At 70.9% G+C, this 5,283-nt stretch carries 8 protein-coding genes and 1 pseudogene; 4 read left to right on the top strand and 5 right to left on the bottom strand.

The window, feature by feature from the left end:
* Positions 1–385: 385 nt before the first annotated feature.
* A complete protein-coding gene (locus tag JNW87_RS34230; protein WP_109801949.1) occupies positions 386–832 on the bottom strand; it encodes a hypothetical protein in 447 nt (148 codons plus the stop codon).
* Positions 833–973: 141 nt separating this feature from the next.
* On the opposite strand from JNW87_RS34230, the gene JNW87_RS34225 reads away from it, so the two are divergent.
* Both JNW87_RS34225 and JNW87_RS34220 read left to right on the top strand, forming a co-directional pair.
* Positions 974–1,378: a four-helix bundle copper-binding protein gene (locus tag JNW87_RS34225; RefSeq protein ID WP_109801948.1), complete on the top strand. Its 405-nt coding sequence runs from the start codon at positions 974–976 to the stop codon at positions 1,376–1,378.
* A 13-nt stretch (positions 1,379–1,391) separates the two neighbouring features.
* Entirely contained in the window at positions 1,392–1,553 is a 162-nt protein-coding gene (locus JNW87_RS34220; RefSeq protein ID WP_109801947.1) for an alpha helical protein, read from the top strand.
* A gap of 221 nt (positions 1,554–1,774) precedes the next feature.
* On the opposite strand, the gene JNW87_RS34215 is transcribed toward JNW87_RS34220, so the two are convergent.
* Both JNW87_RS34215 and JNW87_RS34210 read right to left on the bottom strand, forming a co-directional pair.
* Complete coding sequence (locus tag JNW87_RS34215) at positions 1,775–2,179, bottom strand: hypothetical protein (RefSeq protein ID WP_201749660.1); 405 nt, start codon at positions 2,177–2,179, stop codon at positions 1,775–1,777.
* A 492-nt stretch (positions 2,180–2,671) separates the two neighbouring features.
* The gene (locus JNW87_RS34210) at positions 2,672–2,830 is read right to left on the bottom strand and encodes a hypothetical protein (protein WP_161557830.1); all 159 of its coding nucleotides are present in this window, start codon (positions 2,828–2,830) and stop codon (positions 2,672–2,674) included.
* A 554-nt stretch (positions 2,831–3,384) separates the two neighbouring features.
* On the opposite strand from JNW87_RS34210, the gene JNW87_RS34205 reads away from it, so the two are divergent.
* Entirely contained in the window at positions 3,385–4,098 is a 714-nt protein-coding gene (locus JNW87_RS34205) for a GAF and ANTAR domain-containing protein (protein WP_109801945.1), read from the top strand.
* Between the two features lie 10 nt (positions 4,099–4,108).
* On the opposite strand, the gene JNW87_RS34200 is transcribed toward JNW87_RS34205, so the two are convergent.
* Together JNW87_RS34200 and JNW87_RS34195 are read right to left on the bottom strand one after the other, a co-directional pair.
* Positions 4,109–4,786, bottom strand: a complete 678-nt coding sequence (locus JNW87_RS34200; RefSeq protein WP_238455109.1) for a hemerythrin domain-containing protein — start codon at positions 4,784–4,786, stop codon at positions 4,109–4,111.
* Entirely contained in the window at positions 4,779–5,165 is a 387-nt protein-coding gene (locus tag JNW87_RS34195) for a hypothetical protein (protein WP_238455108.1), read from the bottom strand. The genes JNW87_RS34200 and JNW87_RS34195 overlap by 8 nt, the downstream gene beginning before the upstream one ends.
* Before the next feature lie 15 nt (positions 5,166–5,180).
* On the opposite strand from JNW87_RS34195, the pseudogene JNW87_RS34190 reads away from it, so the two are divergent.
* Positions 5,181–5,283, top strand: a pseudogene (locus JNW87_RS34190) (RNA polymerase sigma factor SigF); the annotation flags it as partial.

The following is a 5,283-nucleotide window of genomic DNA, read 5'->3' as shown; positions in this document are numbered from 1 at the left end:
GGTGGACATGCCGCCTCCCGATGATCCATCGGTCAGTCGGGTCCTCCCGCCGGCGTCGAGGCGCGGTGGCAGACCCTGGGCGCATGTCTTGACCCGCGGACCACCCTACCCACGGGCCTGGCCGCTGACACCCCGCTGTGCGGCAGCTCGGGGTGAGTGGCGAATTCGGCTCCGTTCTGCGCGCTGCCAGCACGTGAAGTCGAGCGGTGAATTCGGTGAGAGCGACCATGGGCGCGCATTTCGGCGACCTGGGCACGTGGCGGCGGGAGTGCGTGGCACCCGGCGCTTCGACGACCCGCAGTGACGGCGCGTCCGGAACGGCACCGGGACAGATCGCCACCTCCTGGTGCATCTTCCTCTCGGCTGGGCGATCAGCGGTCGTTGGTCATCGCAGCGCCTTCAGAGCGATGGCGGTTACCGTGCCGTAGGCGAGGTGCGGGAAGAGGTCGGTGAGCCAGTCGGCGGCCGACCAGGCGCGCGGATCGGTGACCTTCAGCGCGGTCATCGGGGCGTTGGAGGCGATCATCGCCAGTCCGGTCAACGCCAGTGCCGACACCGCGGTCGGCAGCCGGCGGCCTCCCGCCGCGCTGTACACCGCGGCGGCGGCCACCGAGGTGGCGTAGCCGAGCAGCGGCCCGAGCCCGGACTTCCGGTTCTCGCTGGTCTTCTGGTCACCGAGGTCGACGTGGGCCAGGTCGGCCACGCGGGCGGCGCTGTCCTCCCCGGCGCTGCTGGCCGGTCTGGCCCTGACCGCCATGTCCAGGTAGGTGACGGCGTTCAGGGCGGACGCGCCGGCCGCGCCGGCGATGAGGGCTCTGCTGCTCGGCGTCATCCCCGTCTGCTACCCCCTTCCACGGCGGTGACACCCGGCGCGCCCGTGGGTCGGGTGGTCGAAGCAGTCGTGGGATCAGGCATGGCTGTGGCGGGGACGGGTAGCGCGGTCAGGACGAGCCCCACCCGCGAGGAGCCGACCATGACGATCACCATGTCCATGCTGGAGACCTACCCGAAGTCGATCAACCTGGACCGGGCGAAGCTGGCCACGACCATCGACGCGCTGAACGCGTGCGCGCAGGCGTGCACGGCGTGCGCGGACGCCTGCCTGAGCGAGGACCGCATCGCCGAGTTGACCAAGTGTGTGCGCACCGACCTGGACTGCGCCGACATCTGCGCCACCACCGCCCGGGTGCTGTCCCGGCACACCGGCTACGACGCCAACATCAGCCGCACCCTGCTGGCGGCCTGCGCCACCGCCTGCAAATCCTGCGGTGACGAGTGCGCCAGGCACGCGCAGATGCACGAACACTGCCGGGTCTGCGCCGACGCGTGCCGGGCCTGCGAGCGGGCCTGCCGCGACTTGCTGGCCACCGTCAGCTGAGCCGGGAGCGACGATGCCGGCACACGCGGGGGAGAAGGCACGTAAAACCGGGGTGTTCCACTGCGCGACCTGTGGCGAGAAGGTCAGCGTGCAGGTGGGTGGCACCATCCCGAAGTGCCCGAACGGCCACACCGAATTCGACAGCCGCACCCAGGAACCGGGCAACAGGTCCTGACTTGCGGGGACCGCCGGCTGGGGGCCTCGGCGGAGGAACGGGAACGAGATGACCGTCTGCGGGTAGACGCTGATCATCTTGTCGATGCCCGCCGGTCATGTCGAGGATCGACGCAACCCGGTCCTCGACGTTGAAGTTCACCACCTCGGCGTGTTGGGCCCGCCCGGCAGTACGAGACCTGGCCGCGTGTCGCCGGGTGCCGAGGTGATCCGGGGCCAGGGTCAGTCCGGCAGCAGGCGGCGCACGATGCCCTTGGCGGTGGTGCCGGTGCGGTAGGACTGCACCAGGTAGGACCCGAGGACGATGTTGGCGCCGGCCAGGGCGGGGACGGCGTACTGGGAGATGCGTTGACGTCGCTGCCAGGTCGCGAGGTCGGGCGGGGTGTGCGCCGTGGGTATGGTGGCATCCTTGACGTCGACTTGGTCGCCGCGCTGGTGGGCCTGTTCGGCGAGTCGGCCGATGCGGGTGCCGCAGTAGGCGGCGTAGGCGGTTGCGGCCGCGCCGAGTACGGCAGTGGCGGCCTTGGCGGCGCCGACCGAGCCGTAGCCCTTCTGCAGCGCGAAGCGGCGCCGGCTGGTGCGGGTGAGTTGCAGGCCGCGAGGATGGTCGCGCCGATGCCGAGCCACTGGGCGGGGCTGAAGCGGGTCCAGGCGGACTCGGCGACACGGATGCGGTCGATGCCCTGGGTGAGGTCGCTGCCGGACTTGTTCACTCCGGCCACACCCATGACACTGCCGCCGAACCACAACGCCGATCCGACGTCGTGGACGGCTTGGGCGACGGCATGGTTGTCGGTCGCGGTCACGTGCATCTCTCCTGCTCCTTGTCCTGGTGAAGGTGGTGGCGTTTCCCCTGCTGGCTGTCGCGTTGGCGGGCGCGCGCGTCGTGACAGCGGTGGGTCTCGCTCGGACGCCAGTCGCGCTCGTCGCGCCAGCCAGGCTGCACGACGTCATGCAGATCGGCGCAGTCCAGGCAATTGACGTGCGTGGCGGTTCGCAGCAGGCCGATGGCGCCTATGGTCCTCATCGTCGGCGCCGGATCTTGTCGATGCCGTCCCGCCGGTCAGGCGCGACAGCGGCGCCAGCACCCAGGTCCGGGTGCTGCGCCGACAACGACGGTCAGCCCTTGGCTTCCCGCTTCGCCATCTGCGGCTCAGCGCCCTTGCTGACCTTCCGCAGCGCCTGCCGGAGCTGGTCCTCGGTCATCTTCGAGTTGCCCTCGATGCCCGCGTCGTGGGCCCGCTGGCGCAGTTCGTGGAGCTGCTCCCGATCGGCCATGTCACCCTCCCCCTCAACGAGCGGCACGAGGTCCGTCTCGCACCGTCAGGACCACCGGCTTCCCGGGCCCAACCGAGGCAAACCCGCCGCCGGCCCATCACCGCCCGCCCGCCCGCTCCAGATAGGTTCGGCTCCGGCCCGCTCTGCGACCGCTGCATGTATCGTGCCGTCAGCCCGACCGGGTGGCCCGCTCACGGGGCGTGGCCGCGGACAGCGCCAGCGACCCGGCCGCGACGACGGACTTGCGCCGTCCCGGCTGCCGTCGGTGTCGTGCGTCGCGGCCGACACGTCGACTTCCTGTCCGGCCGTGCTGCTTTGTGTCGTTTCGCGCGCTGCGCCGGCTCTGCACTCAGCGACAACGGGGAGTACGTTGACTGTCCTGTAGCCTGCGTCCGAGGTGTCGGGTGCGGCGAACCGGCGTCAATGGGCTGGCGTGGGTCCCGGCTCTGCCCTGGGTGGGTCCGTGCAGCGGCCCGCCAACGCGAGCTGCCATTCGCGCGTCCACCCCGGTTCCGGTTCGGCGGCGGGCGCGCCGGTCGTGAGGACCCGGTGCCGTGACCCGCCCGCCGACAGACCCCGCCGACGCCTTCGCCGAGCTCGGCCGCATCAAGCTCGGCGACGTCAGTCTCGACGATGTTCTGCAGCGCGTCGCCGAACTCGCCAAACGTGTCCTGCCCACACCGGTGGAGGTGTCGGTCACGCTGGTGCGAGACGGGACCGGGTACACGGCGGCGTTCACCCCCGACCTCGCCCTTGAGATGGACGAACGGCAGTACGCACAGGGAAGTGGCCCGTGCCTGGACGCCTCCGCCAGTGGCGGAGTCCTGTCCGTACCCGACATCGCGGCCGAGGTTCGCTGGCCCGACTGGGCCGAACGCGGCCGTGAGGTCGGAGTGGGAAGTTCCGTGTCGATCGGCCTGCCCATCCAGGAGGCGGTCGTCGGAGCCCTCAACGTCTACGCCCGCACACCGCACTCCTTCGACGAGGACTCCGTCTCGGTTCTGGAGACGTTCGCCGCCTACGCCGCGGTCGCCCTGGCCAACGCGCAGCTCTACGACAGCACCGCCACCCTCGCCCGGCAGATGCAGGAGGCGATGGCGAGCCGGGCGGTCATCGAACAGGCCAAGGGCATCATCATGGCCGAGCACCGCTGCACCCCGGCGGAGGCGTTCGAGATCTTGGCGAAGGTTTCGCAGAACTCCAACCGCAAAGTCCGGGACGTGGCCCAAGCCCTGGTCGACCGGACGGTCGGGGCATCCGGGGCGTGACCGGCTCCGCCTACCTGCGGACGTACGGACGCCGGAACAGTGCCGGCCAGCAAAGCGCCGGCACGGGCGACGGCGCCCAGCACCGGCGTGGAGTACAGGGCCACGCGTTAGCTGCCGGACGACTTGCGGACCCTGTCGCGGACCCGGTCGATGACCGCCAGCGCGGGGCCCACTGCCAGGTTGGCCTTCGCTGACCGGGCGATCGGGTGCGGGCGGGTCGGGGCCGTGTTCTGCGCGGCGCGTACGGCGCGGCAAGGCTGCGCAGCCTCGCCGCCGGTACGTGCTGGCGCAGCAGGGGAAACTCGTAACGCTCCTCGTAGCGGGCGTGGGTGAGCACGACGTCGCGCAGCAGGATGATGGCGGTGTCGAAGCTGTCGGCGTCGACGCCGCCCTCGACGAGTGTCTTGAGCGTCTCGTTGGCTCGGCGTTCCTCGTCCATCCGGTCCTCGACCATCGGGTCACCGCCGCCGCCTGGTAGGTCGCGGGCCAGGGGGTGGATGATCTCCTCCTCGGCGGTCTCGTGGACGGCGAGCAGGCGGACCAGATCGTCGAACGCGTCGCGCCGGTCCTGCCCGGTGCCGCCGATGACGAGCAGGAAAAGCTCCTCGATCTGGGCGTGCTGGGCGAGCAGCAGGTCGACCACGTCCTCGTCCGGGCCAGGGGTGGCCGGGGTGTCGGTGTCAGGCACGGCGGACCCCCCCCTCCTCTGCGCGCAGCCCCTCCACCGGGTGCGGTCCTTCGGTCTCGATGCGGTACTCGTCGCCGAAGCGCTCCCGGTGCATGTCGATGACCTGCTCGCTCGGGGGCTTCTGGCCGTCGTGCACCTGCTGCTGCATCCACTCGAAGCGTTCGTGCGCTTCCGTGACGTAGCCCTCGCCGAGTTTGGTGAGGTCGATCTGGGTGGCCAGTAGGTGGCGCAGGTAGTCCTTGTTGGGTTCGAAGGTCACCGGCTCGGGCAGGCCGGCGCTGCCGACGATCTCCTCGGGCTCCCGGCCGTCGTGGCGGCGTAGCAGGTCGGCGGCCTGTTGGAGGTGGGCCAGCTCCATCTGCAGGTGCAGCTCCCACACGGCCTTGATCCGCGGGTCGCCACCCCGACCGGCGACGGCGACCGGGCCACCGAGCTGGGCGACATGCTCGGCGGCGAGGACGGCGAGTTCGAGCTGGCCGAGCTGCGCGTCGCGCTGG

Source organism: Micromonospora sp. ATA51 (assembly GCF_016802855.1).
Lineage (GTDB): Bacteria > Actinomycetota > Actinomycetes > Mycobacteriales > Micromonosporaceae > Micromonospora > Micromonospora sicca.
Note: the sequence above shows the minus strand (reverse complement) of the source record. Positions and strands in the feature narration are given on the sequence as shown.